Raw genomic sequence first — 24,573 nt, 5'->3', positions numbered from 1 at the left:
CAAAAGTAAGAGGGAATGACGAGGACACCAAACTATTTGTGTGTGAGGGTGAGCCGTGTCAGACACCATGCTTTACGACGGCCCGCCGCCGCCCTGTTCGCCTACTCGTAGGGCCACGGCCACGAGTCGGTCGGCACCGGTACCAGCGACGCCACTCTTTCGCGGAACTCGGCAAGGATGGGGTGCGCGGCCGGATCCGGTCCGAGTTCGAACCGCTTCGATTCCCGCGCCCGCCACGCGTCGGCGATGCGGAGGAAGGGCGCCACGTCGACGCCGAGATCCACCGCCTCCCTGGCGTCCTCCCCGTCTGCGCCGAAGTACACGACGGGCGCTGCCGGGTCGTCGGTGCGCACCGCCCACGCATCGCCGCCGTGTCCCCACGCGAACAGCCGATGAGTGGCTCCACCGGTGACCCGACCCGCAAATGAGCTCTGGCTCCACTGGTTCCAGGCGGCGACGTCAATGTTCACCGCGGTTGCCAGCTGGTGGCCGTGGAGCGCGAGTAACGCATCGGCCGTCTCCTGCCCGAGCACCTTGCGCACCGACAACCCGAGCACCAGCGAGACTGATTCCACCCGGTTCTTCCGCAGGAGGTCACGGTCGGCGACGACGTCGGACAGCGCCTTCACACCGGATGGACCATCGACGACGAGGAAAACGTCGTGCGCCAGATAGTGGTTGATCGCTTCGACGCACGTCGCCACATCCGTGGGCGCTCCCTGCAGCCGCAGACTGTACACGACATCCTCGAGGTGCTCCCCCATGGCGAGGAATTCAAGGCCTGCGGCGGTGGCTGCCTCGGGAAGAAGTTCCCGGCCATCGTCGCCGACCTTGGGGCACTCATCGATGAGGTAGGTGCCGTCCGCTCGAAGACCTCCCTCGGACGAAGGGCCGTAAAGACAAAACTCCCGCGTCCCAAAAACAACGCCCCGTGAATCGACGTCCACCGAATCAACGTCTCGGGGCTCGTCGCCCGGCGTCGGCGCGTGCAGCAGCGCTTCGACGATGCTCGCCATCGAATAAACGTGCCCCAGTTTCATCACGCCCTCAGCTTACCGGTATCGCGGCGATGACCTTCACCTCACCAGAACCGCACTGGCAATCGTGATGGCGATGGCGTGATCGCTGTCGTGGCGGCTGATGCTGACGTGGAAGTCGACGGCGGAGGCCCCGTGGGCACGCTCCTGCGGGGAGGTGGTGGGCGTCGCAAAGCAATAAACCACCGCGATCCGGCATGGATGTCATGTGCAGGCCTCTCGATACATTTCAGTCTGTGGAAGGTGCTACGTAGGCATCTTCACTACTGCGCGCGAAATCCCGACTGGTTCACCCCTCTACGGACGCCAGCCGGAGTAGCGGCGTGCCGGACACTTAGCGGCTCAGCAAGCTAATCTCCAAACGGTAGCACTGGGACGAATTCCCAGTTCATAGCCGGTAATGACGCTATCCGATAGCGCCACTCCGCACTGGGGTCTTGTATCCATCGTGACCGGTTGTGCGACCCGACAGCAGGCACCGGTGGCGGGCTGCTCGTTGCCGCGCGTGCCCTCAAGGAGCTCAACCCAGACATCGAGGTAGTTCTGGCTGGCCAAGAACTTATGTCCACTGGTTACGCCATCGGTAAGGCCGATCTGCTGATCCAGGGTGGTGAGCCGGATGCCATCCGCCACGGCGATACGTTGCTCACCGACCTCTACGAGGGCGAGCAGTTCGAGTACATCCTCTCCAACCCTCCGTTCGGCATGGACTGGGAGGTGCAGCAGCAGTCGGTGAAGGAGCAGGCCAAGGTGCCGGGTTCCCGGTTCAGCCACGGCCTGCCGGGCAAGGACGATGGCCAAATGCTTTTCCTGGCCCATGTCGCTTCGAAGCTCATGCCCGCAGGCCCCAATGGTGCGGGCGGTCGTGGGGCGGTGGTGTCCAATGGCTCGCCGCTGTTTACCGGTGCGCCGGGATCGGGGCCGGATAAGATCCGCGCCTGGCTGCTGGAAAGCGACCTGGTGGACGCGATCATCCAGCTGCCGACGAATATGTTCTACGGCACGGGGATCTCTACCTATGTGTGGATCTTGGACACGAACAAGGAGGAGCACCGTAAGGGCTTCGTCCAGCTGATCGATGCCTCCGAGTGCTGGTCGGTGCCGGATAAGGGGCTGGGGGAGAAGCGCCGGGAGATGAAGGAGCCCGACCGTAAGCGCGTGCTCGAAGAGTACGCCGCCTTCGAGGACACCGAGATCTCGAAGGTGCTCACCCCAGCGGACCTGGGCTTCCGCGACATGAAGGTCACCAAGCAGAAGCGCCTGCGTGTGGCAGTCACCCTTGAGGCCGTGGCACGGGTGCTAGAGCACAAATACACCGTGTCTGAGCAAGCGAACGTGGCTGACATGAGGTTCAACGACCTGCCGGAGGCTTTGAAGGCTGCGGCCAAGAAGCGTGGCGTGAAGATACTAGCCGGCATAATCGACGTGGTGCTTGAGGCCGTGGGAGTATCGGACGAAAAGTCCAAGGGCTACGACTTCCGCTCCCTGGTCGCCTTCGCCGACGTCGAGCGCGCCTTCAAGGACGACGAGCAGGACTACCGCGTCATCATCGTCGCGAACAAGTTCCAGACCGGCTTTAACGAGCCCCGACTGTGCGCGATGTACGTCGATAAGCAACTCTGCGGCGTCACCACCGTGCAGACGCTGTCACGGCTCAACCGCATCCACGAGAACAAGCCCACCCCGATGGTGGTGGACTTCGCCAACGACCCAGACATGATCGTTAAGGACTTCAAGCGTTACTACGTCGGCGCCTCGATCGATACCGATATTGACCCGAATGCGCTGCACACTCTCGGCGAGGAGCTCGACACCTCCGGGTTCTATACCCCGGAGGAAATGGAACAAGTCGCCCAGGTTTACATGGCTGGCTCTGATTCGGAGGCTTTGCGCGGTGCCGTCGCACCGATCATCCAGCGCTGGCAAGTTCGACGCGATTCCGGCAAGGATGGGCGTTCCGCGGCGTGCGACTTCAAATCCAATGCGGAGAAGTACCGCCACGCCTACGAATTCCTCTCCCAGATCGTCGCATACGCCGACGCAGAAGTCTCCAAGCGCGCCATGCTCGCCGCCGTCCTGGAACGCAACCTCCACCTCTCGGAGCGCGACGAGGATGAGGATTTCATCACCGGGCTATCGCTGGCGGGCGTTGCGATCATTCAGAACGAAACCGAGGTCGACCGTTCGTTGAGCGACGGAGGGGGAGAACCCCTGAAGATGCCTAAGTTCGACGTCACTTTGGGTGGGGACAGCACGCCGCTGCGCACTGCGTTCGACGAGGCCGTCGAAAAGGTCAACGACATCTTCTCGATGGCTGGTGTGGACGTCACCTCCGGTCAGACGGCGCAGATGATCGTTGCCGCCTGGGGCACGCTTTCCAAGCAGCCGGAAGCCCGCAAGCTGGGCCGAACCAATAACAAGGATCAGTTGAAGCGCTCTAAGAGATTCCAAGGAGAGGCAACAAAGGCAATCTTCTCTGGAATCGCTGAGCGTAAGCAGCGCGACGCGTTACTCTCTAGCGACCGAGACGTGTTGCACGGCGTGATTGGAGTCCTGGCAGAGCTGATGGCTGCTGCCAAGGAGATGGGGAAGTTGGACGAATAGTCCTTAGTGCCGAAATTTGTCGGACTGACAGGATTTGAACCTGCGACCCCTACACCCCCAGTGTAGTGCGCTACCAAGCTGCGCCACAGTCCGCCGAAGCCCTGCAAAAAGGGCAACGGCGATAGGTTACCCCACTCCCATCGCCGTTAGGAAATCCCCTGCTTAGACCGGCTGCACGGCCTTATCGCTGACGATGATGCCGTCCGAATCGCAGTAAATGTACTCGCCGGGGATAAAGTCCACGCCGCCGAAGCTCACCGTCACGTCGCGCTCGCCCTCGCCGGTCTTCGTGGACTTGCGCGGGTTGGTGCCCAGCGCCTTGCAGCCGAATTCCATCTGGCCAATCACCTTGGAATCGCGGATCGGCCCGTTAATCACCACGCCGGCCCAGCCGTGGTCCTTGCCCAGGCCTGCAATGATGTCGCCCACCAGCGCAGTGTGCATCGACGCATCGCCGTCGATCACCAGCACGCCACCCGGGTTTTCCTCCTGCAGCACGCTCTTCAGCAGCGCATTGTCCTGGAAGCATTTCACCGTGGTGATTTTCCCGCAGAACTCCACCACGCCGCCCAGGTCGCGGAACTGCGTATCGCAGCTGCGCACGTCGCTGCCAATGATGTCCACCAAGTCGGCGGTCGGAATAAAAGTCAGTTTCTCTTCAGCCATGCCACCTACTTTAGGCGCAAGCCCTCCCACGCCGCGATCAATTCGCCCACACGCTGCCCGGATCCCCTTTGCTGCAGCAGGTGATCCATCCCCTCCAGGCTCACCCAGTCTGCGCGAGGCAGCGCCGCCCGCATCGCATGCGCCTCCGCCACGGGAACCACCAGGTCATCGGGGGAGTGCAGCACCAGAGACGTGGCGTCACCAGAAGAAACGGCGGCCACAGTGTCGGCCGAATCGGCCGCGGCGAGCTCATCCAGCAGCGCCTGTCCCAAAGAAAGCTCCCGCTGGCGCTCAAACATCTGCATAATCTCCGGCGCGCGCTTCGCGGTTTCCTGCAGCTCAAAAGGAGTGCCGACGGTCACGATGCTTTCCACCGAGGCAACGTCTGCCGCCGCGCGCTGCACCGCCGTACCTCCCAGCGAATGTCCCACCAACAGCTCCGCCCCGCCGAACCACTCGGCGGCAGCGCGCACGTCGGAAACATTCGTCGCCAGCGTGGTCTCCTCGAACTCGCCACCCGAGTCGCCCAGCCCGGCAAAATCGAATCGCAGGCTCGCATAGCCCGCCCGTGCCAGAGCCTTGGAAATGCGCGTCACCCCAATCGCCCCGCGCGTACACGTAAAGCAGTGCGCGACGACCGCCCGCCGGGGCGCATCCTCCAACTTCACATCCCGCGGCATATCCACCGTTCCCGCCAACTGCCAGCCACTTTCCGTGGGAATGGTCACGTGAACGGAGCGTATCGTGCGGGTCATGGATCGCCTCTCGCCTCAAGTCGATTAACGTGGTCTACATATTCTTACACCTCAAACTCGAAGGGCACATTCATGGCATTTGACTGGTTCTGGAAGGCGATGGGATCTTCCCCGAAGAAGAATCAGAAGAAAAGCCGGGCCGTGGTCGCTCAGGCCGACTCATCGCGCTACTCGGGGCTAAGCGATGCGGAGCTTCGTGACGCCGCCTCGGACGTCGTCACCGAACAATCCACTAGCGAGGATGGCCACCACTTCGGTGGGCAGGTAGACGACGCTCCCGCGCTGCTGGCAATCCTGCGCGAAGCGGCAAGCCGCACCCTGAACATGGAGCCTTTCGACGTGCAGATGCAGGGCACCTACCGCCTTTTGCACGGCGATGTGGTGGAGATGGCCACCGGTGAGGGCAAGACCCTAGCCGGCGCGATGGCCGCCGTCGGCTTCGCCTTGCAGGGCAAGCGCGTTCACGTCATCACGGTCAACAGCTACCTGGCTGGGCGCGATAACGACTGGATGGGTCCGATGTTCGACTTCTTCGGGCTGACCCACGGCGCGATCCACGAGGACCTCACCGCGGACCAGCGCCGCGACATTTACTCCCGCGACGTCATTTTCGGCGCCATCAACGAGCTCGGCTTCGACGTCCTGCGTGACCAGCTGATCACCCGCCGCGCCGACCAGGTGCGCACCCCGGCGGACGTGGCCGTGATCGATGAGGCCGATTCGGTGATGGTCGACGAAGCCCTGGTGCCGCTGGTGCTCGCCGGTTCTGAGCCCGGCCCGGCGCCCGCCGGCCGCATTACCGACCTGGTCAAGCGTATGGAGGAGGACAAGCACTTCCACGTCTCCGAGGACCACCGCAACGTCTTCCTCACCGACGAGGGCGCGGCATTCGTGGAGAAGCAACTGGGCGTGGAGTCCCTCTACGAGGACGAGGGCGAGCTGCTGGTGCAGGTGAACGTCGCCCTGCACGCCGAGCACCTGCTGATCCGCGACGTCCACTACATCGTGCGCGACGGCAAGGTTGCTCTGATTGACGGCTCCCGCGGCCGCGTGGCCGAGCTGCAGCGTTGGCCCGACGGCCTGCAGGCCGCAGTGGAGGCCAAGGAGGGGCTGGACGTCACCGACGGCGGGCGCATCCTCGACCAGATCACCATCCAGGCGCTGGTCGGCATGTACCCCGAGGTCTGCGGCATGACCGGTACGGCCCTGGCAGCCGGCGATCAGCTGCGACAGTTCTACAACCTACAGGTCTCCGTCATCGAGCCGAACGTGCCGAACATCCGCTTCGACGAAGCCGACCGGGTGTATGTCTCCGCCGCCGAGCGCAACGACGCGGTGGTCAAGCACATCGTCGAGGTGCAGAAGACCGGCCAGCCGCAGCTGGTGGGCACCCAGGACGTCGCGGAATCCGAGGAACTGGCAGAGGCTCTGCTCTCCGCGGGCGTGGAATGCTCCGTGCTGAACGCGAAGAACCACGAGGCCGAGGCGGCCGTCGTCGCCGAGGCCGGCCGCCCGGGCCGCGTGACCGTCTCCACGCAGATGGCCGGCCGCGGTACGGACATCAAGCTAGGCGGCACCGACGAGGCCGAACACGACGAGGTCGTGGAGACCGGCGGCCTGCACGTCGTGGGCGTGGGCCGCTTCCGCTCCCAGCGATTGGATAACCAGCTGCGCGGCCGCGCGGGCCGTCAGGGCGATCCAGGTAGCTCCCTGTTCTTCGTCTCCCTGGAAGACGACGTGGTCGCCGTGGGCGGCGCAGGGGAGGAGCTGCAAGCCCAGCCCAAGGACGACGGCCTGCTGCCGCAGAAGAAGGTCCAGCAGTTCGTGGACCACTGCCAGCGCGTGACCGAGGGCCAGATGCTGGACATCCACGCCACCACCTGGAAGTACAACAAGATGATCAAGGACCAGCGCGACATCGTCAACGATCGCCGCGACACTCTGCTGGATACCTCCGCGGCCTGGGACGACCTGAGCTACCACAACGTCGACCGCGCCGCGGAGCTGAAGAAGCAGGGGATTAGCGAGGAAGTGCTGGAGCAGGCCGCCCGCGAAATCATGCTGTTCCACCTGGATAACGAGTGGTCGGAGCACCTGGCTTACCTGGATGACGTGCGCGAGTCCATCCACCTGCGCGCCATTGCCCGCGAATCGCCGATCGACGAGTTCCACCGCATGTCCATCGCCGCCTTCGGCGAGCTGGCCGAGCGTGCCGTCAACAAGGCCCGCGAGACGTTTGACGAGGTAGAGATCACTTCCGAGGGCGCCCAGCTGGGCGAGCTGGGCCTGCACAAGCCCAGCGCTACGTGGACTTACATGGTGAACGACAACCCGCTATCCTCCTCCGGGGGATCTGTGATGGGGTCTATCGTTCAGATGTTCCGCTAGCTGCTTTAGGGTATTGTTAGACGTATTGTTATAGCCGAACCGATTAGTTCGAATGAGAGGACTTGAAAGCCATGAGCGATAACACCGGAGTGCCTGAGGCATCTGTCGAGACCACGTCAGTCTTTCGTGCAGACCTTCTAAAGGAGATGGAGTCCGGCTCGCAGCACGATGCCTCTCCCGCCGGTGTGGAGGGCCTTCCTGAGGGCTCTGCGCTGCTGGTTGTGAAGCGCGGCCCGAACGCCGGCTCCCGCTTCCTGCTGGACCAGGACACGACCGCCGCTGGCCGCCACCCGGACAGCGACATCTTCCTGGATGACGTCACCGTTTCCCGCCGCCACGCTGAGTTCCGCCGCAATGGCGACCAGTACGAGGTTGTGGACGTCGGATCCCTGAACGGCACCTACGTGAACCGCGAGCCGAAGAACTCCTCCGTTCTGTCCAATGGCGACGAGATCCAGATCGGCAAGTTCCGCCTGGTGTTCCTGAACGGTTCGAAGGAAGCCTAAGGAAAAGTGAGCGCACAGAGAAGCCACGCTAGCGCTCCTGCACCTGCCTCCTCACCAGCCGGAAGGGTTCTTCCCACTTCGTCCATTGGCGATGTGCTGAAGCAGCTGAAGCCGGACTTCCCGGACGTCACCGTCTCGAAGATCCGCTTCCTGGAATCCGAAGGTCTGGTTAGCCCGCGCCGTTCGCAGAGCGGTTACCGGCGCTTTTCCCCGGAGGATATTTCCAGGCTGCGCTACATTTTGACCCTCCAGAGGGATAACTACCTGCCGCTGAAGGTTATCCGCGAACGTCTGGAGGCCATGGATTCCGGCAAGGTCACCCCCGTGACCGCCGCCCGCAAGTCCGCCCCCGGTGCGATCTCCCCGGAGCAGATGCGGGCCACGCAGTCCCGCCGCCTGACCCGCGCGGACGTTACGGCGCGCGCCAACGTGCAGGATTCTTTCACCGGATCCCTGATCCGCATGGGGCTGATCTCCGCCGACTCGGCCGGTTTCTTCTCGGTCGATGACGTCGAGATCGTGCAGATCGCGCAGAACCTGACCGACCACGGCCTGGATAACCGCCACCTGAAGGCGCTGTTGACCATCGCGAACCGCCAGTTCGACATGGTTTCCCGCATCGCCGACCCGCTGGCTCACGGCCGCGACGAGAACGCCCAGCAGCGCTCCGCCGAGACCGCCCGCGAGATGTCCGCGCTGATCATTTCGCTCAACACCGCGCTGGTGAAGGGCAACCTTGGCTAAAGGCACCGAAGTCGTCTTCCTCGGCCGCGCTGTCGGTAGCTCTCTCGGTTGCGGCGCGCCCGTGCCCGACTGTCTTATTTTTATGACGCCCCAGCGCACCCACATCCTGCCGATCTGGGTGGAGCCAACGTTGGATCTGGGCGGGCGCCCCACGGATGCCGAGGTGCTGGCGAACATCCTGAAGCACGACGAGGCGCGCGACCCGTGGTTTGCCCGCATCGTCACCAACTCTCGCGGCCAGATGACCGCCGGTTTGGTGCTGGAGGAAGGGGAGTCCGAGCGTTTCATCGACATTCGCCCCTCCATCCTGGAACCCTTGTGGCACGCGGGCGTGATCTTCGATGTGCGCGTGGAGCCCGGAGTGGAAAGCGCGCTCATCCGCGTAAACCCGGCCTGGGTCGACGAGCTCGAGGCGAAGCTCAAGCAGGTGGACGAAGACGGCGACCAGGTGGACTTCCTGCTGGATTGGAACCCGGAGGACATGGGCTTCACCGCCAGCGACAACGCGGATTCCGACTTCCAACAAATGTGGGAGGGCCTGGGACTGTCGAGCGATCTCGACGACTGGCTCAAGGAATGACACGCCTGTTGTTACACGTGTGATTTTTGTGACTCGTGTTAAAGTAATGTTCGGCTAGCGGTTGACTGTGCCGCAAACCGGTCTAATCTTTAGAAGAGAATTGAAATTACACCAGGAGTGTTTCATGCAGGATGCCCTTTTCGACGTCCATGGCCCCGACGACGAGGTCGGCTACCGCGTGCCGATCGCCTGCCAAGTCGCCGGCATTACCTACCGTCAGCTGGACTACTGGGCCCGCACCAAGCTGGTTCAGCCCAGCATCCGTAATGCCGCCGGCTCCGGCTCCCAGCGCCTGTACTCCTTCCGCGACATCCTGGTGCTGAAGATCGTGAAAGGCCTGCTGGATACCGGCATTTCCCTGCAGAACATCCGCAAGGCCGTGGAAAAGCTGGAGAACCTGGGCGTCGACGACCTCGCCGGCATCACCCTCGTCTCCGACGGCCACACCGTCTACGAGTGCCGCTCCTCCGAGGAAGTCATCGATCTCCTCAACGGCGGCCAGGGCGTATTCGGCATTGCCGTTCCGGGCCTGATGAAGGAACTGACCGGCACCATCACCGCCTTCCCCTCCGAGAAGGTCGTGCAGGACGCTGCCATCGACGAGCTGGCCGAGCGCCGCCGTCGCCGTATGGCCTAAAGCTGCCTCAGAAAAGCTCCCCGCGCCCGCTGGTTCAGCTCCGGCAGGGGACCATCCTGAAGCTGCGGGGCCAACACTCCACCATTCTCTTCTGCGACCTCCACCTTGGAGACCGCCAGCGCCTCATCGGCCATCTGCCGATCCGCTGGCTTCCACAGCTCTGCGCCCGGCTGGCCGCCCTCACCCCACGCCTTGTAAGCCTTAATCGCCTCCGCGTCCGGCTTACGCACAACCTCCGCCTTTAGGCAGTGGTCCAGCTCCACCTCGTTCGCATCGTTGAACTCCTGCACTGCATCCTTCAACTCCGCCTCATTCGCAGCCCACACCTGAACCACGAATTCCCCCTGCGGGCATTCCGGCGCGGCCAAGTCGTCCTGGTTATTCCGCGCCAGCGCCACCCACCCGGCCACTAGGAGCGCCACCACGATCACGGCCGCGAGCGCTGCCCAGACCCATCCGGCAACCCGATAGTTCTGCTTTCCGCTTGCGTGACGTGCCACGATTCTTCTTCCTCCCAGTAGTTTTCTACCCAGTGTAGGCCAGTAGCCGCTTGCGCAGCCCCTGTCCGCGCTCCATCAGCCCCTTTTGCCGGGCCACGTACTCCGCCCGTCCCGCCGGGGTCTCGATCCGCACCGGCTCGAAACCCCATTCGCGCAGGTCATAGGGCGAAGCCTCCATGTCCAGCCGGCGCACGTCGCACGCCAGCTCGAAGCAGTCCAGCCACAGCTCGCCGGGGATCAGCGGCCCCAGCTTCGTGGCCCACTTGTATAGATCCATGGTGGCGTGTAGGCACCCCGGCTGCTCCAGCTGGGGCTGCGAGTCGCGTGTTGGGGTGTGGGCATTGCGGGGCGCGGCGGCGTCCGTAAAAAAGCGATAAGCGTCAAAGTGCGTGCACTTCAACTGCGACGCTTCCACCACCTCGTCGGTACCGGCCGCGCCCAGCCGCAAAGGCTCGGGGTGGCGGGGCGCATCCTTGTAGACCATCGCCCACTCGTGCAACCCAAAGCAGCCGAGCACGGGCGGATGCCGGTACGTGGCGTCCAACAGCCGAGCGATATAGCGCACCGTCTTGCCTCGCGCGGCCATAAACCGTTCCGCATCGAGGGTCCACACGTCGCCGCGGCGCACGTAGTGGTCCTTGTACTGCGGCAGGTCGCCGTCGCCATCCCACACCACACCCTTATTGACGCCCGGATGCCAGTGGCTCAGCTTCCCAGGGGTAGTGGGGTAGTAGGTGAACATGAAATCCCACACCGGGTGCCTTTCACCCTCCGCGCGGCGCCTGCGGTGCCCCTCGGTGAGGCGCTGCACGCGCTCCCGGTGGGCGGCTTGCCTATCGCGCCAGTTGTGCAGTACCTCAGTCATGGGTCCAGTCGCGGACGGTGCCGACGAGCTCCTCGATGATGTCCTCCAGCGTGATCATGCCGATGATCTGCCCATCCGCATCCACCACGGCGGCGATGTGGCTGGAGGTACGGCGCATGTTGCGCATCGCTACGTCTAAGCTGGAACCCGTCTTGACCTCCAGCAGCGGGCGGATGTCCGTGGTATCCAGCTGGCCGTCGGGCTCCACCAGGTTGTCCAGCACATCCTTGACGTGGACGTACCCGATCCACTTGCCCTTGGTATCGGTGACGGGGAAGCGGGAGTAGCCCGTCTCCTGCACCGCCTTCTCCACGGCCGCTACCTTCATCCGTGGGCCATCCTGTCGGATGCAGTGCACGTCGGCCGCGGGGATCAGCACCTCGTCCAGCGTGCGGCGCGAGGAGCTCAAAGCCTTGTCCAGACGGTTGGCCTCCTCCGGGGCGATCAGCCCTTCGGAGCGGGAATCCTGGATCATGCTGGCCAGCTCGGCAGGGGAGACGGTGGAATCCAGCTCGTCCTTCTGCTCCACGCCCATCAGCTTGAGCGTGTGGCGCGCGATCCAGTTCAGCAGCTGCATGATCGGGTTCGTGATCTTTACGAACAACAGGTGCAGTGGCACCACGAACGTCGCCACGGTTTCCGGGCCGGCCAGGGCGATGTTCTTCGGCACCATCTCACCCAGGATGATGTGCAGCATCGTCACTACCAGCAGGGCAATCGCAAAGCTCACCGGGTGCAGCATCTCCGGTGGCAGCCCCAGTGCCTCGAACGGCGCCTCGATGAGGTGCGCAATCGCGGGCTCGCCGACCTTACCCAGCAGCAGCGAGGCGATCGTAATGCCGAACTGCGCGCCCGCCAGCATGATCGACAGGTGCTCGCTGGCGTAAAGCACCCGCTTGGCGCGCTTGTTGCCCGCGGCGATCATGGAATCCAGGCGATCCCTGCGCGAGGAAATCAGCGCGAACTCCACCGCCACGAAGAAGGCGTTGAGCGCCAGCAGGAAGACGGCAAAGACGATGGCCCAAATGTCACTCATTATTTTGCCTCCTCCTTGGTCAGCGGTTGCAGCAGCACCTTGTCCACGCGCCGGTTATCCATCTCCTTGACGGTGGCCCGCCAGCGTCCGGACATGCCCGTTTCGAAGCTCTCCATCATCTCGTTGTCGCCGACGGGCAGCAACACCTCGTCCCCCTCGGCGGGGATGCGCCCCAGCGTGGCCATGATCAACCCGCCGAGCGTATCGTAGTCGCCCTCTGGCGCGGTGTAGCCCACGGCGTCCGGCAGCTCGTCGGTGCGCACCAGGCCGGAAACCTCCCAGTGGGTGCCCGTCTTGCGGACTTCCTTGTCCTCTTCCACGTCGTCGTGCTCGTCCCACACCTCGCCGAGGATCTCCTCGACCACGTCCTCGATCGTCACGATTCCGGCGGTGCCGCCGTACTCGTCCACGACCATCACCAGCTGCGAGCCCGCGGCCCGCACCTGATTCAGCACGTCATCGCCGCTCAAAGAATCCGGCACGGAGGGGACGTTCTTCATCAGCTTGTTCAAAGTGGTGGTGGGGCGCGAGTCGTGGGGGATGGTCAGTGCATCCTTCACGTGCACCACGCCCACGGTCTCGTCCAGGTCCCCACGGGTCACGGGGAAGCGCGAGTGCCCGGTTTCCAGCGCCAGCTCGATCAGATCCTGCGCGGTCTCCTCGACAGTCAGAGATTCGACGGTCGACCGGGGTGTCATCACATCCTCCGCTGAGGCGTCACTAAACCGCAGCGACAGATCCAGAATCCGCGCCTTAGACTCGGTGAACCCACCGCTGCCCGTCGAGTTTCTCACCAGCGCCGAGAGCTCCTCGGCCGATCGTGCGGACGCCAACTCGTCCGCCGGCTCAATGCCCAACTTCCGCACAACCGCGTTGGCCATGGAGTTCATCCCGTTGATGAACCACTTCAGCACCACGTTGAAGGTCCACGCCGGGCGGATCGTAGCGCGGGCCACCTCGATGGGGTGGGTGATTGCCAGGTTCTTCGGCACCAGCTCGCCGAACACCATCGACAGCACCGTCGCCACAATCAGCGACAGCACCAGGGCGATCGGCATGGCGGCGGCCTCGCTTAACCCCGCAGCTTCCAGCACCGGGTCGAAGAACTTCGCCAGGATCGGCTCCGCCAGATAACCCGTGGCCAGGGTGGTGATCGTAATGCCCAGCTGCGCGCCGGAAAGCAGAAAGGAGAGCTGCCCGTGCGCCTTTTGCACCAGCTTCGCCGTGCCGTCGCCCTTGGTGCGGGCGTGCTCGTCAATGGTGGAGCGTTCCAGCCCCGTCATCGCGAATTCCACAGCCACGAACAGGCCGGTAGCGGCCGTTAGCAGCACAAACAGGACTAGCCCGACTAGGGAAAGAACTATGTCCACTTGAGTATTCCGACTCCTAAATCTTTTTCAGCTCGGCGACCAATTTGGCGCCCGGCAGCACGGTTGGGTGCACCCCGGCCTTGGCCATCATTTTCTCGGTGTCAGCTTGCTGGTCCGCGAAGGACAGCGTCACCACTGTGCCGCTTGCTCCGGCGCGGGCGGTGCGCCCGGCCCGGTGGACATACGCCTTGTGCTCGGCCGGAGGGTCGATGTGCACGACCAGCTCCACGTCCTTCACGTCGATCCCGCGGGCGGCAATGTCGGTGGCCACCAGCACGGTATTCTTGCCTTCGGTAAAGCCATCCAACGCCGCTTGGCGGGTGTTCTGCCCCTTATTACCGTGAATCCCCACGGCGGGCACTCCCGCGCGCACCAGCTTCTTTACCTGCCGGTCCACGGCGTACTTGGTGCGCATGAACATTACAGTACGCTTCCGCAGCTTTCCAATGGCCACGACCAGCTCGTTGCGCTCCTCGCGGCTTTCCACCACGCCCAGCAGGTGGCGCATCGTGTCTACGCTGGCGGTGGCCTCGCCGGTGGAGTGCGTCACGGGTTCGCGCATGTACTTATCCACCAGCACCTGTACGTCGCCGTCCAGCGTGGCGGAAAACAGCAGGTGCTGCGCCTGCTTCGGCATGCGATCCAGCAGTTTGGTCACCTGTGGCAAGAAGCCCATGTCGGCCATCTGGTCGGCCTCGTCGATGGCTACGACCTTCACGTCGGAAAAGTCCAGCATGCCTTGACCCAGCAAATCCAGGGCGCGTCCCGGCGTGGCCACCAGAATGTCCACGGGCCGGGCCAGCGCCGTAATGTTCCGCTGAATCTTCACCCCGCCGACGACCTCAAGCAGTCGCTGACCGGCCGCGTTCGCAATCGGATCCAGCCGCGAGCGCACCTGTGTCGCCAGCTCTCTGGTCGGTACCAGCACCACGCCACGCGGCTTTTTTGGTTTTGACGCCCCCCGCCTCAGCAACTGAATCATCGGCAGCCCGAACGTGAATGTCTTGCCGGAACCTGTCGGTCCGCGGCCGAGAACATCCCGCCCCTCGACGGCCGCGGGGATGGCGGCCGCTTGAATGGGGAAGGGTTTGGTTATTCCCTCGGCGGAAAGCTCCTTGGTGATGCAGTCATCCAACCCGAGCTTTCCGAACTCTGATCGGGACAATTACGCTTCAACCTCGCTACGGTCCCCGGACCAGAGGGTGTGGAAGGAGCCCTCGCGGTCGGTGCGGCGGTAGGTGTGGGCGCCGAAGTAGTCGCGCTGGCCCTGAATCAGAGCCGCCGGCAGGCGCTCGGCGCGCAGCGAGTCGTAGTAGGACAGGGAAGAGGCGAACACCGGCACCGGCTGGCCCAGCTGGGTAGCCAGGATGACCACGCGGCGCCAGGAGTCGATTAGGCCGCCCAGCTCACCCTTGAAGTACGGGTCCAGTAGCAGGGAGGGCAGCTCCGCGTTCGCGTCGTAGGCCTCGCGGATGCGGTTCAGGAACTTCGCGCGGATGATGCAGCCGCCACGCCAGATGGTGGCCAGGTCGCGGGGGTCCACGCCCCACTTGTGTTCCTCGGAGCCAGCCTTGATCTCGTCGAAGCCCTGCGCGTATGCCACCAGCTTGGAGGCGTAGAGCGCGCGGCGGACATCCTCGATGAACTCTTCCTTCGGCACGTCCAGGGTGGACAGCTCGCCGCTAGGCAGGTTGCCGATGGTGGCGTCGCGCTGCTCGCGGGCGCCCGACAGCGCGCGGGCGAACACGGCCTCGCCGATGCCGGTGGTCGGAATGCCCAGGTCCAGGGCCGCCTTCACGGTCCAGCGGCCGGTGCCTTTCTGGCCCGCGGAGTCCACGATGACGTCGATCAGCGGCTTACCGGTCTTCTCGTCGGTCTGAGAGAGTACCTCGGCGGTGATCTCGATCAGGTAGGAATCCAGGTCGCCCTCGTTCCACGTCTTGAACACCTCTGCGATCTCCGCCGGCTCCATGCCCGCGCCGTAGCGCAGCAGCTGGTAGGCCTCGCCGATGACCTGCATGTCGGCGTACTCGATGCCGTTGTGCACCATCTTCACGAAGTGTCCCGCGCCGTCGGGGCCGATGTGCGTCACACACGGGGTGCCGTCGACCTTCGCCGCCACGGATTCCAGCAGCGGCCCCAGGGCCTCCCAGGATTCCGCCGGGCCACCGGGCATAATCGCCGGGCCGTTCAGCGCGCCTTCCTCACCGCCGGAGATGCCGGCGCCGACAAAGTTCAGGCCGCGCTCGGACATCTCGGCCTCGCGGCGGATCGTGTCGGTGTACAGGGCATTACCGCCGTCGATGATGATGTCGCCTTCGTCCATTTCCGCGGCGAGCTGGGAAATAACGGCGTCAGTACCAGCACCTGCCTGCACCATGATCAGGGCGCGACGGGGCCGCTCCAGCGACTTAACGAAATCGGCGATCGTCTCCGAGGGAACGAAGTTGCCGGTCTCGCCGAAGTCCTCCATGAACTTGTCGGTCTTCGCGGTGGTGCGGTTGTAGACGGCCACGGTGTGACCGTTGTTGGCAAAGTTCCGGGCGATGTTGGAGCCCATCACGGCCAGTCCAACAACACCAATCTGGGCGGTTCCTTCAGCAGTAGTCATGGTTTTACATCTTACAGGGCGATGGGTTGGTTAGGCTTAGGCGCATGTCCAATATTTTCATTGAACTAAGTCGTGTTGCCACCGAGCGCGAACTCACCGAGCAGGAGATCGCCACCCTCAACGAACTACTGGCCAAGCACCCCACTCTCGACCGCACCCTCGGCGTGCAGTACCGCGCCGTCGGCCCGGACAAGATGCAGCTGGCACTCGAGATCACCGAGGATCACCTACAGCCCTGGGGCGTGACCAACGGCGGCGTGTACGCCAGCCTGGGGGAGACCGCCGGCTCCATGGCCAGCTTCGTCGCCGCGGGCGCCGGTCCGGCAGTCGTGGGCACCTCCAACCAGACGCACTTCCTGCGCCCGTCCGTCAAGGGCGACGTCATCGTCTCCACCGTCCAGGCGGAGCATGTCGGGCGCACCACGCACCTGTTCCGCGTGGAGCACAAGAACGAAAAAACCGGCAAGACCTGCGCCTTGACCTTCCTCAAGACGCAGGTAGTGCCGGATATGCCGAAGGCCTAGTCGGATACTGCGCGGGTGTCGCGACCCTCGCCGAAGCGCAGGTTGTCGCGAACCTCGATGGAGCGGATGCCTTCCTTGTCCTCCAGGTCGCGCAGCTTGCGGATCGCGTTGCGCGCGTGCAGCTGCTGGCGGGTGGCCACCAGCTGCCAGCGGCGGCGGGACACGGAGTTCAGGCCCCAGCTGAAGGCCGCGACCGCACGGTTGCGGAAGCCCACCATGTACAGCAGGTGCAGCACCAGCCACATGACCCAGCCGAAGAAGCCGGAGACCTCGGCCTTGTTCATCTTCACGACCGCGTTGAAGCGGGAGACGATGGCCATGGAGCCCTTGTCGAAGTAGCTAAACGGAACGCGGCCTTCGGGGGCGGTGCCGTTGTTGACCTCATCCAGGATGGTGCTTGCCGCGTACTGGCCGCCCTGCATCGCCACCTGAGCCACGCCCGGCAGACGGTCCTTGCTCATCATGTCGCCCACGATGAAGATGTTGCGGTGCTCGCCCAGGGTCAGGTCGTCGTTCACCGGCACGCGACCCGCGCGGTCGACCTCGATGCCAGCCTGCTCTGCCACGTGCTTGCCCAGCGGAGAAGCGGCCACACCAGCGGACCAGATCTTGGCGTAGGAGGGCACGAAGTGCTCCTCCTCGGTCTTCATGTCCTTGTAGCGCACGCCCTCCTTGGACACGTCGGTGACCAGGGAGTTGAGGATGACCTCCACGCCCAGGTCCTCCAGGCGGCGGGCAGCCTTGCGGCCCAGGCGCTTGCCGAACGGCGCCAGCACCTGCGAGCCACCGTCGATCAGCAGGATGCGGGTGTCCTCAGTGTCGATCTCGCGGAACTCGTCGCGCAGGGTGCGGTGGGACATCTCGGCCAGCTGGCCGGCCAGCTCCACGCCGGTCGGGCCGGCGCCGACGACCACGAAGGTCAGCAGGCGCTCGCGGGCCTCCGGGTCGGTGGTGATCTCGGCGCGCTCGAAGGCGCCGGTCACACGGGCGCGGATCTCCAGCGCGTCGTCGACGGTCTTCATACCCGGCGCGAACTCTGCGAACTGTTCGTTGCCGAAGTAGGACTGGCCGGCGCCGGCCGCCAGGATCAGCGAGTCGTACTTCAGTACGGCATCGGTGCCGCCCAGGTCGGCGGTGACGGTCTGCTCGTTGATGTCCACGTTGCGGACCTCGCCCTTGACCACGCGGACGTTGTCCTGGTCCGCCAGGATCTGGCGGATGGACGGGGCGATCTCGCCCTCGGAGAGGATGCCGGTCGCAACCTGGTAAAGCAGCGGCTGGAACAGGTGGTGGTTCGTCCGGTCGACGATTGTGACCTGGACGTTCTCGTTTTTAAACTTCTTCGCCGCAAACAGTCCGCCGAAGCCCGCGCCGATGATTACGACGTGGTGGCGGTTTGATGTGCTGGTCATCTAGTTGCTTCTCCTCAATGATGGTTGTAATCCGGCACCATCTTAATTGTTTCAGGCGTGCGCTTCACACCGAGATCCCCCGGATCTGAAAAATTCGGGCGCTTTCGGTTGCGCCTAGGAAGCCAAAAGTTGTTTTCCTAGTAACTTCGGGGGGAGTTACAGCGCAAAAGGAAGGCATGATGACGTCTCCGTACATCGACGAGGAACGCTGGCCGCGCCTGGTTGCCGCCCCGCAATCTCGTTTTATGGGCCGCCGGGCCGAGGCCGTCACCACGCGCATGGAAGCGCTACTTTCTTCTCACGGAATTGCTTTGGACGCCGGCTCGGTGCCGCACATGGTCGTTCGGGACGGCCAGGTGATCGATCGGGTGGTCGCCGAGGGCTGGTTGGGCTTGGCGGAAGGCTACATGGCCGGGGAGTGGTCCGCCGAACCGCTCCCGGAGGTTCTTGGAGCCTTGATGGATCAGCCCTTCGAGGGGAAGTTCGGGGAGTTCTTCGCCCGCCGGACTCCGAAGCGCCGCGGTCCGGCTCCGGGGGAGCTGCCGGAGGCCCTCGTGGAGCTCTACGCCGGCGCCACCCGCGCCACGGGCGCCGCCCAGTTCAGTAGCGCCTCCCGCACGAGCGCGCACGAGGACGGCATCGACTTCACCTGGTTCGGCGAGCCGGACCCAGTGGAGCGCCTTGACCTGGACGACGCGCAGCGCCGCCGCATCACCACCATGCTCGACGAGGCCGAGGTCGGACCCGGCGACCGCGTGCTGGAGATGCCCTCCTCCGGCGGCCAGCTGGCAGTGCAGGCCGCCAAGCGCGGCGCCCGTGTGGACGTTCTGACCAGCGACGAGGACCACGCGGACGCCGTACGCGCCCGCGTCCACACCGCCGGGGTCGGGGGAGCAGTGAACGTGGAGGTCATCGCCGGGCCGGTGCCCTCCCCGCGCCAGTGGTCCGGCCGCTACGAGGCCATCTTCTCCGTCGAGCGCATGGAGACCCTGGGGCTCGGGGGTTTGAGCCACTACCTCAAGGCCGTCGACCGCATGCTCTCCGACGACGGGCTGGCCGTGATCCAGTCGATCATCGCCACCGACGAGATGCGTGAGACCGCCCGCGAATCCCTGGACGTCATGCGTGCCTACGTCTGGCCCGCCCTGGAGTACCCCACCGTCCAGCAGGTCCGCGAGGCCGCGGCCGAGCACACCCAGCTCACCGTCGTCGCGGAGAACAACCTCAGCGCCCACCTGCGCGCAACGTTGCCACTGTGGCGTGCGAACTTCCTCTCCCGCGAGCGCCAGGCCGCGGCCGCCGGCTTTGACCCGGTGTTCCGCCACCTCTGGGATTACCAGCTGGCCCTACACGAGGCGCTTGCCGCCGCCGAGGACATCGGGTGCGTCCAATTCGTCCTCGCCCCGAAGTAGTTTTGCGATTTCCCCACGGGGCTCGCCGGATAGTTTTAGCGTAATAATAACTATTCGCGTATAACTCCCGAGAGGAACTCTTTCCGTGACTACTCCCACGAACCCCGATGTCATCATCGTTGGCGCCGGCCTGGCCGGCCTCGTCGCCGCCTACGAGGCGCAGAAGTCGGGTCTGAAGGTCCTGATCCTGGACCAGGAAAACCGCAACAACCTTGGCGGACAGGCATTCTGGTCGCTCGGTGGCCTGTTCTACGTGGGAAGCCCCGAGCAGAAGCTGATGGGGGTCAAAGACTCCGAGGAGCTCGCCTGGCGCGACTGGGAGAACTCCGCGCAGTTCGACGATTCCCAGAACGACTACTGGCCGCGCCGCTGGGGCCGCGAGTACGTCCGCTTCGCAGCCACTGAAAAGCGCGACTACCTCAAGGCCCTCGGCCTCAACGTGCTGCCCACCGTCGGCTGGGCCGAGCGCGGTTCCGGAGACGCCAGCGGCCACGGCAACTCTGTGCCCCGCTTCCACCTAACCTGGGGCACTGGCCCGGAGGTCGTGCGCGTCTTCCGCGAGCCCATCGAGGCCGCGGAGGCGGAAGGCAAGGTCGAGTTCCGCTTCCGCCACCAGGTCGACGAGCTGATCGTAGAAAATGACGCCGTCGTCGGCGTGCGCGGCAGCGTGCTGGAACCGAGCGATCTGGACCGCGGCGTGGCGTCATCTAGAAAGACCGTAGGGGAGTTCGAGCTGCGCGCGCGTGCCGTCGTCGTGACTTCCGGCGGCATCGGCGGCAACCTCGACCTGGTGCGTCGCGCGTGGCCGACCGACCAGTGGGGCCCGGTGCCGAACGACATGGTCACCGGCGTGCCCGCCCACGTCGATGGCCGCATGATCCAGATCTCCGAAACCGCCGGCGCGAACCTGGTGAACACCGACCGCATGTGGGCCTACACCGAGGGCATGAAGAACTGGAACTCCATTTGGCCCGGCGACGGTATCCGCATCATCCCTGGCCCGTCCTCCCTGTGGCTCGACGCGACCGGCAAGCGTTTCCCCAGCAACATCATCCCAGGTGGCGACACGATTGCCACCATGAAGCACCTCGGCACCACGGGCCACAGCTACTCCTGGTTCATCCTGAACAAGACGATTGCCGACAAGGAGTTCATCTTCTCCGGCTCCGAGCAGAACCCGGATCTGACTATCAAGAAGGTCAAGAACCTGCTCTCCAAGGTCGGCCCCGGCACGCACCCCGCCGTGAAGGCATTCATGGACCACGGCGAGGACTGGGTGGTCGCCGACGACCTGGGCTCCCTGGTCGAGGGCATGAACGCCATCGCCGACGACGATGCCCCCGCCCTCGACGTCCACGACCTGCGTCGCATCATCGAGGACCGCGATTCGCAGGTGGACAACAACTTCAGCAAGGACGCGCAGATCAACTACATCCGCACCGCCCGCGGATACCTGGGCGACAAGATCGTCCGCTGCGCTGCCCCGCACCGCCTGCTCGACGAGTCGAAGGGGCCGCTGATCGCCGTCAAGCTGCACGTTCTGACCCGCAAAACCCTCGGCGGCATCGAGACCGACCTTTCCGGCCGCTGCCTGCGCACCGACGGCTCGGTCCTGCCCGGCCTCTACGCCGCCGGCGAGGTTGCCGGCTTCGGCGGTGGCGGCATGCACGGCAAGAACGCCCTCGAGGGCACCTTCCTCGGCGGCTGCATCCACTCCGGCAAGCGCGTCGGCGAGAACCTGAAGGCGACTATTGCTCAGCTCTAACGAATGGCGCGCCGAGGCACTTGAGTGCGGCGCCGTGCCGCTCATTGAGAAGGCCCTCCGCCGTATCCGCGCTCAGGACCGGCACTTCAATGCCATCTCGGTTCTCCTGGACGACGAGGCTTTGGAAGCCGCCGCCGAGCTCGACTCCAGTACCGACCCTGGCCCACTGCACGGTGTACCGGTGCTCATCAAAGAGGAAGTCGACGTTCGCGGAGTGCCCACAACCTACGGCACTAATGCGAACCCCACGCCCGCCGCCACCGACGACGAAATCGTTCGTCGCTTGCGTAACGCGGGCGCGATCATTCTGGGCAAAACCACTATGCCTGCCTTTGGCGCGTTCCCCTTCACCGAGTCCGAGGCCCGCGGTATCACCCGCAACCCGCACAATACGAGCTACACTCCGGGCGGTTCCTCCGGAGGCTCCGCCGTCGCCGTTGCCGCTGGTTGGGTGCCTTTCGCCGTCGGCGGCGATGGTGGCGGGTCCATCCGGATTCCCTCCGCGCACTGTGGCCTCTATGGACTAAAGCCCGCTCGCGGCACACTGCCGGGGGAGGACCTGTGGTGCCGTCTCGGTACCGCCGGTCCCATCGCCCGTTCTGCACGCGACTGCGCCCTTCTTTTTGACGCCCTATCTGACTCCGTCGCTACCGAAACCGAGGGGGCGTCAATAAGAATCGGCGTGAGCTTGCAACCCTCAACGCCGCTAACCCCACCGCATCGTGACCATGTCCGTGCTGTGCACGCGATAGCTGAGCGGCTGCGCGGAATGGGCCACGAGGTGCGCGACTACAGGCTGCGGCATAAGGATCCGACGGCGGCGTTCGTCACTCAGTTTTTCGCAGGGATTCGCAAGGAGATTGCAAAGCTGGAGTATCCCGACCGCATCGAAAGGCGCCACAAGGTCACCCGCGCGGCAGGTGTGTGGGCCCAAGGTCCGGTGCTGCGCTGGGCCGAAGGATTCTCAGATCGGCTGGGGGAGCAGCTGGATCGAGTGTTCGACGACATTGACGTGCTGCTGACCCCGACTGTCGCTTCCCGCCCGGCGCGCGCCGGTGTGCTGTCGGGCAAGGGCATGCTGGCTGCACAGATCGCTAGTCTGCCATCGGTGGCTTACACTGCTCTGTGGAATGTTTCCGGACACCCCGCGATGAGTATTCCCGCAGGTAGAGGAAGCGATGGCCTGCCCGTCGGCGTGCAATTGGTGGCTCGCGACGAGCGCCTTCTGCTGGATCTAGCTAGCGCTTCATCATCCGCGCCATAATCTCCGTCATGGCGCGACGTGGCATGCGCTGCGACACGCTCATTAGCACCTTGTTGAAGGTGCCTGAGACCACAGACGGCGGCGGGGACTTGCGTAGCAAGGATTCGATTCCATCGGCCACAACGTCGTGGCTGCTCATGCGCTTCAGGCCTCCGTCGGCGCGGTCGCTGCCCGCCACCCGGAAGAACTCGGTCTCCGTCGGCCCGGGGCACAGCGCCATGATCCGCACGCCGGAGCCCTTCCGCTCGGCGTACAGACCCTCCGTAAACGACAGAACAAACGACTTCGTCGCGCCGTAAACGACCATGCCGGGGGAGGGCTGGAACCCCGCGATAGACGCCACATTCAGAATGAATCCATTCCCGCGCTCCTCGAACCGCGGCAGGAACATGTGCGTCAGCTCCACCAGCGCGTGCACGTTAACCGCGATCTCCGCGCGAAGGCGGTCGGTCGGGACGTCGGTAAAGGACTCGTAGTTGGCGAAGCCCGCGTTGTTGATCAGCGAGGTCACCGTAATCCCGCGCGTCGAAAGCTCCCACGAGATCTCGCCGGCCACGCCGTGCTCGGATAGGTCTTTGGCTATTACCTCGACCTTTACTTTATGACGCCTCTTAATCTCCGCCGCAATCTTATTCAGCCGATCCTGGCGGCGCGCGACCAGTACGAGGTTTGCGCCCTTGGCTGCCAGTTGGGTGGCGAACTCCTTGCCGAGGCCCGAGCTGGCGCCTGTGATGAGGACGGTTTCTTGGGAGAGATCCAAAGTGCTCATGGTGTCATTTTTACACGAAATCTGGGGCTTGGGTGGAGAATGAACATTAGGTCAAACGTTCTAGTAGAGATTGAGTCTTTGCATTTAAATAGCCAAAAACCTTGACTGTGGTCGATTGTATGTTCTAAACTGGTGTCAGTTCACGAAGGGGATCGTATGAACACCACAACACTCACCACAAACACCACCGAACCGCCGCCCGATACCGCAGAGCCTTACTACCGGCTTGCGCGTTCCAACGACCCGTTAACGGCGACGTCCCGTGCCCTCAATCTGACCCACCTCGCCATGGTCGAGCAGTCTACTCCGGCACCGGACGACCTCGTTCCCGATCATGTCTCCAAGCTCGCGGTGCGCTTCGGCATCAGCAAGGTAGTGGCGGCCAACTATGCCGACGCTGGGCTGATGCTCCAAGCCTTCCCACAACTCCACCAGCTGTTCCGCAGCGGAGCTTTCACTATTCGTCATATCCAGCAGGTCACCGAGGCTGTCGAGGCCGTAGCCCCGGACAAGCGCGCCGAGGTGGAACAGGAGATTCTGAAGGCCCTTAAGCCCACCGTGCCGAACCAGCAGGTTCCCACCCCACGGGCGGCCTACAACAAGGTCAAGGCGATTGTGGGGGATCGGGACAAGCTAGCGGTTCCGCTGGACGACACTCCGCCCATGGACACGAATTCGCCCGAATTGGTGATCGACCGCAGCCAGTACGAGACCACCGCGTTCACCCTCACAGTGCCGCGCCTGCGCGGCGTGGAGCTGCACAAGGCGGTGAAGGCGGCCTCCCTGAAGCGCGGATGCTCCATGGGGGAGGCTTTCCTGGTGATGCTCGAGCAGAACATCACCACCGACGTCACCTTGAACCTGTACAAGGCCGTCGGCCCGCAGCCCCGCGGAGTCTTCGCCGAGGATCACTGGCTGTCCGAGGCCGCTAGTTGCGAGTGGCTCGCGAAAGTCACCCACCTGGCTGCCCCCGGTTACACCGCGACGGAGGGGTACCAGCCGACGGAGTTGCTGCGGGCGTCAGTAATAGGGCGCGATGGGCACTGCCGTTTTCCGGGCTGCGATGCGCCGGGGTACACATGCGACATCGACCATGTGCACCGCCACGCCGACGGTGGGCCGACCTCG

The 24,573-nt window shown here is 64.2% G+C and carries 22 protein-coding genes and 1 tRNA gene; 11 read left to right on the top strand and 12 right to left on the bottom strand.

All coding sequences use genetic code 11. The annotated features are described in order from the left end of the window. Positions 1-101: 101 nt before the first annotated feature. On the bottom strand, positions 102-1,016 hold the full coding sequence (locus tag QKE30_RS07390; protein WP_049050030.1) for a hypothetical protein: 915 nt from the start codon (positions 1,014-1,016) through the stop codon (positions 102-104). 477 nt (positions 1,017-1,493) lie between these two features. Here QKE30_RS07390 and QKE30_RS07385 point away from each other — a divergent pair, with 477 nt between their 5' ends. Beyond that, positions 1,494-3,641, top strand: coding sequence for an N-6 DNA methylase (locus QKE30_RS07385; protein ID WP_347934498.1), 2,148 nt, complete (start codon positions 1,494-1,496; stop codon positions 3,639-3,641). Between the two features lie 19 nt (positions 3,642-3,660). Here the strand turns inward: QKE30_RS07385 and QKE30_RS07380 are convergent. The 3 genes from QKE30_RS07380 to QKE30_RS07370 form a co-directional block, all read right to left on the bottom strand. Further along, positions 3,661-3,734: transfer RNA gene (locus QKE30_RS07380), tRNA-Pro, on the bottom strand. Positions 3,735-3,803: 69 nt separating this feature from the next. Beyond that, a complete protein-coding gene (gene rraA, locus QKE30_RS07375) occupies positions 3,804-4,307 on the bottom strand; it encodes a ribonuclease E activity regulator RraA (protein ID WP_049050018.1) in 504 nt (167 codons plus the stop codon). Between the two features lie 5 nt (positions 4,308-4,312). Further along, on the bottom strand, positions 4,313-5,062 hold the full coding sequence (locus QKE30_RS07370) for an alpha/beta hydrolase (RefSeq protein WP_347934497.1): 750 nt from the start codon (positions 5,060-5,062) through the stop codon (positions 4,313-4,315). Between the two features lie 72 nt (positions 5,063-5,134). On the opposite strand from QKE30_RS07370, the gene secA2 reads away from it, so the two are divergent. The 5 genes from secA2 (at position 5,135) to QKE30_RS07345 (ending at position 9,917) form a co-directional block, all read left to right on the top strand. Beyond that, on the top strand, positions 5,135-7,450 hold the full coding sequence (gene secA2, locus QKE30_RS07365; protein ID WP_347934496.1) for an accessory Sec system translocase SecA2: 2,316 nt from the start codon (positions 5,135-5,137) through the stop codon (positions 7,448-7,450). Positions 7,451-7,521: 71 nt separating this feature from the next. Continuing rightward, a complete protein-coding gene (gene odhI, locus QKE30_RS07360) occupies positions 7,522-7,956 on the top strand; it encodes an oxoglutarate dehydrogenase inhibitor Odhl (protein WP_034987504.1) in 435 nt (144 codons plus the stop codon). 6 nt (positions 7,957-7,962) lie between these two features. Next, positions 7,963-8,700, top strand: coding sequence for a MerR family transcriptional regulator (locus QKE30_RS07355; protein WP_035004027.1), 738 nt, complete (start codon positions 7,963-7,965; stop codon positions 8,698-8,700). Beyond that, a complete protein-coding gene (locus QKE30_RS07350; protein ID WP_049050013.1) occupies positions 8,693-9,280 on the top strand; it encodes a hypothetical protein in 588 nt (195 codons plus the stop codon). The genes QKE30_RS07355 and QKE30_RS07350 overlap by 8 nt, the downstream gene beginning before the upstream one ends. Before the next feature lie 124 nt (positions 9,281-9,404). Continuing rightward, positions 9,405-9,917 carry a MerR family transcriptional regulator gene (locus tag QKE30_RS07345; protein WP_005294601.1) on the top strand — a complete coding sequence of 171 codons (513 nt, stop codon included), beginning with the start codon at positions 9,405-9,407 and terminating at the stop codon, positions 9,915-9,917. Here QKE30_RS07345 and QKE30_RS07340 read toward each other — a convergent pair. From QKE30_RS07340 to gndA, 6 genes are read right to left on the bottom strand one after another with little or no spacing between them, the layout of a single operon-like run. Beyond that, positions 9,914-10,417, bottom strand: a complete 504-nt coding sequence (locus tag QKE30_RS07340; protein WP_035004023.1) for a hypothetical protein — start codon at positions 10,415-10,417, stop codon at positions 9,914-9,916. The two genes, QKE30_RS07345 and QKE30_RS07340, sit on opposite strands and share 4 nt — an antisense overlap. A gap of 25 nt (positions 10,418-10,442) precedes the next feature. Next, on the bottom strand, positions 10,443-11,282 hold the full coding sequence (locus tag QKE30_RS07335) for a 3-methyladenine DNA glycosylase (RefSeq protein ID WP_347934495.1): 840 nt from the start codon (positions 11,280-11,282) through the stop codon (positions 10,443-10,445). After that, entirely contained in the window at positions 11,275-12,318 is a 1,044-nt protein-coding gene (locus tag QKE30_RS07330) for a hemolysin family protein (protein WP_347934494.1), read from the bottom strand. The genes QKE30_RS07335 and QKE30_RS07330 overlap by 8 nt, the downstream gene beginning before the upstream one ends. After that, positions 12,318-13,688: a hemolysin family protein gene (locus QKE30_RS07325; protein ID WP_347934493.1), complete on the bottom strand. Its 1,371-nt coding sequence runs from the start codon at positions 13,686-13,688 to the stop codon at positions 12,318-12,320. Before QKE30_RS07325 ends, QKE30_RS07330 begins: the two co-directional genes overlap by 1 nt. A 16-nt stretch (positions 13,689-13,704) precedes the next feature. Further along, positions 13,705-14,853 (bottom strand): DEAD/DEAH box helicase, encoded by a 1,149-nt coding sequence (locus QKE30_RS07320; protein WP_049050006.1) that lies wholly within the window; start codon positions 14,851-14,853, stop codon positions 13,705-13,707. Further along, positions 14,854-16,299 (bottom strand): NADP-dependent phosphogluconate dehydrogenase, encoded by a 1,446-nt coding sequence (gene gndA / locus QKE30_RS07315; protein ID WP_049050005.1) that lies wholly within the window; start codon positions 16,297-16,299, stop codon positions 14,854-14,856. A gap of 44 nt (positions 16,300-16,343) precedes the next feature. Here gndA and QKE30_RS07310 point away from each other — a divergent pair, with 44 nt between their 5' ends. Continuing rightward, a complete protein-coding gene (locus QKE30_RS07310) occupies positions 16,344-16,823 on the top strand; it encodes a PaaI family thioesterase (protein ID WP_035004010.1) in 480 nt (159 codons plus the stop codon). Here QKE30_RS07310 and QKE30_RS07305 read toward each other — a convergent pair. Beyond that, positions 16,820-18,235, bottom strand: a complete 1,416-nt coding sequence (locus QKE30_RS07305; protein ID WP_035004008.1) for an NAD(P)/FAD-dependent oxidoreductase — start codon at positions 18,233-18,235, stop codon at positions 16,820-16,822. The genes QKE30_RS07310 and QKE30_RS07305 overlap by 4 nt on opposite strands. Positions 18,236-18,414: 179 nt before the next feature. Between QKE30_RS07305 and QKE30_RS07300 the strand changes: the two genes are divergently transcribed. The 3 genes from QKE30_RS07300 to QKE30_RS07290 all read left to right on the top strand — a co-directional run bounded on the left by QKE30_RS07300 (position 18,415) and on the right by QKE30_RS07290 (position 22,676). Then, complete coding sequence (locus QKE30_RS07300; RefSeq protein ID WP_347934492.1) at positions 18,415-19,647, top strand: class I SAM-dependent methyltransferase; 1,233 nt, start codon at positions 18,415-18,417, stop codon at positions 19,645-19,647. Positions 19,648-19,732: 85 nt separating this feature from the next. Continuing rightward, positions 19,733-21,412, top strand: coding sequence for an FAD-binding dehydrogenase (locus QKE30_RS07295; protein ID WP_347934491.1), 1,680 nt, complete (start codon positions 19,733-19,735; stop codon positions 21,410-21,412). After that, positions 21,399-22,676: an amidase family protein gene (locus tag QKE30_RS07290; protein WP_347934490.1), complete on the top strand. Its 1,278-nt coding sequence runs from the start codon at positions 21,399-21,401 to the stop codon at positions 22,674-22,676. Before QKE30_RS07295 ends, QKE30_RS07290 begins: the two co-directional genes overlap by 14 nt. On the opposite strand, the gene QKE30_RS07285 is transcribed toward QKE30_RS07290, so the two are convergent. Then, positions 22,651-23,445 carry an SDR family oxidoreductase gene (locus QKE30_RS07285; RefSeq protein WP_347934489.1) on the bottom strand — a complete coding sequence of 265 codons (795 nt, stop codon included), beginning with the start codon at positions 23,443-23,445 and terminating at the stop codon, positions 22,651-22,653. The genes QKE30_RS07290 and QKE30_RS07285 overlap by 26 nt on opposite strands. A gap of 156 nt (positions 23,446-23,601) precedes the next feature. Here QKE30_RS07285 and QKE30_RS07280 point away from each other — a divergent pair. Beyond that, positions 23,602-24,573, top strand: a 972-nt coding sequence (locus QKE30_RS07280; protein ID WP_347934488.1) for an HNH endonuclease, incomplete at its 3' end; no start/stop codon positions are given.

Source organism: Corynebacterium sp. c24Ua_83, from assembly GCF_039907245.1.
GTDB lineage: Bacteria > Actinomycetota > Actinomycetes > Mycobacteriales > Mycobacteriaceae > Corynebacterium.
The sequence above is the reverse complement of the archived record's forward strand: the minus strand, read 5'-3'. Positions and strand labels throughout refer to the sequence as shown.

Coding starts and splice junctions, on each gene's coding strand:
- QKE30_RS07310 (WP_035004010.1), top strand. CDS start 16,344: ATGTCCAATATTTTCATTGAACTAAGTCGTGTTGCCACCGAGCGCGAA.
- QKE30_RS07345 (WP_005294601.1), top strand. CDS start 9,405: ATGCAGGATGCCCTTTTCGACGTCCATGGCCCCGACGACGAGGTCGGC.
- QKE30_RS07285 (WP_347934489.1), bottom strand. CDS start 23,445: ATGAGCACTTTGGATCTCTCCCAAGAAACCGTCCTCATCACAGGCGCC.
- QKE30_RS07335 (WP_347934495.1), bottom strand. CDS start 11,282: ATGACTGAGGTACTGCACAACTGGCGCGATAGGCAAGCCGCCCACCGG.
- secA2 (WP_347934496.1), top strand. CDS start 5,135: ATGGCATTTGACTGGTTCTGGAAGGCGATGGGATCTTCCCCGAAGAAG.
- odhI (WP_034987504.1), top strand. CDS start 7,522: ATGAGCGATAACACCGGAGTGCCTGAGGCATCTGTCGAGACCACGTCA.
- QKE30_RS07330 (WP_347934494.1), bottom strand. CDS start 12,318: ATGAGTGACATTTGGGCCATCGTCTTTGCCGTCTTCCTGCTGGCGCTC.
- QKE30_RS07370 (WP_347934497.1), bottom strand. CDS start 5,062: ATGACCCGCACGATACGCTCCGTTCACGTGACCATTCCCACGGAAAGT.
- rraA (WP_049050018.1), bottom strand. CDS start 4,307: ATGGCTGAAGAGAAACTGACTTTTATTCCGACCGCCGACTTGGTGGAC.
- QKE30_RS07300 (WP_347934492.1), top strand. CDS start 18,415: ATGACGTCTCCGTACATCGACGAGGAACGCTGGCCGCGCCTGGTTGCC.
- gndA (WP_049050005.1), bottom strand. CDS start 16,299: ATGACTACTGCTGAAGGAACCGCCCAGATTGGTGTTGTTGGACTGGCC.
- QKE30_RS07390 (WP_049050030.1), bottom strand. CDS start 1,016: ATGGCGAGCATCGTCGAAGCGCTGCTGCACGCGCCGACGCCGGGCGAC.
- QKE30_RS07305 (WP_035004008.1), bottom strand. CDS start 18,235: ATGACCAGCACATCAAACCGCCACCACGTCGTAATCATCGGCGCGGGC.